Source organism: Vibrio sp. 2033, assembly GCF_033339735.1.
This window is the reverse complement of the sequence record NZ_JAWOVC010000684.1, coordinates 1-552: the sequence shown is the minus strand read 5'-3', so window position 1 is coordinate 552 and position 552 is coordinate 1. Positions and strand designations below refer to the sequence as shown.

Sequence of the window (552 nt, the reverse complement as noted above, 5' to 3'; positions counted from 1 at the left end):
CAAGAGACAGAGCTACATCGTACTTCGCACAAATTTCACAGATCTCGCGGAAATGGGTGTATAAGAAGCTTTCTTGGTGATGCGCTAGACACCACTTAGCGATAATCGAGCCACCACGCGAAACAATCCCCGTCACTCGTTTCGCCGTCATTGGAACATAGCGAAGTAGTAAACCAGCATGGATAGTAAAGTAATCAACCCCCTGCTCTGCTTGTTCGATTAACGTGTCGCGCATGACTTCCCAATTCAGGTTCTCAGCAATGCCATTTACTTTCTCCAAAGCCTGATACATAGGAACCGTACCAATTGGCACCGGGCTATTGCGTAAAATCCATTCGCGAGTTTCATGAATGTTACGGCCGGTAGAAAGGTCCATCACGGTATCGCCACCCCAGCGTGTCGCCCAGACAAGTTTTTCCACTTCTTCTTCGATTGAAGACGTGACCGATGAGTTACCAATATTGGCATTCACCTTAACTAAGAAGTTACGGCCAATAATCATTGGTTCAGATTCTGGATGATTGATATTCGAAGGAATGATGGCGCGACCTT

General features: G+C 46.6%; 1 protein-coding gene. It reads right to left on the bottom strand.

Going from position 1 to position 552, the window contains the following annotated elements; translation table 11 throughout:
* Positions 1-552 (bottom strand): phosphomethylpyrimidine synthase ThiC (locus tag R7P74_RS28495; RefSeq protein WP_318124055.1); only part of this gene is annotated, 552 nt, incomplete at both ends.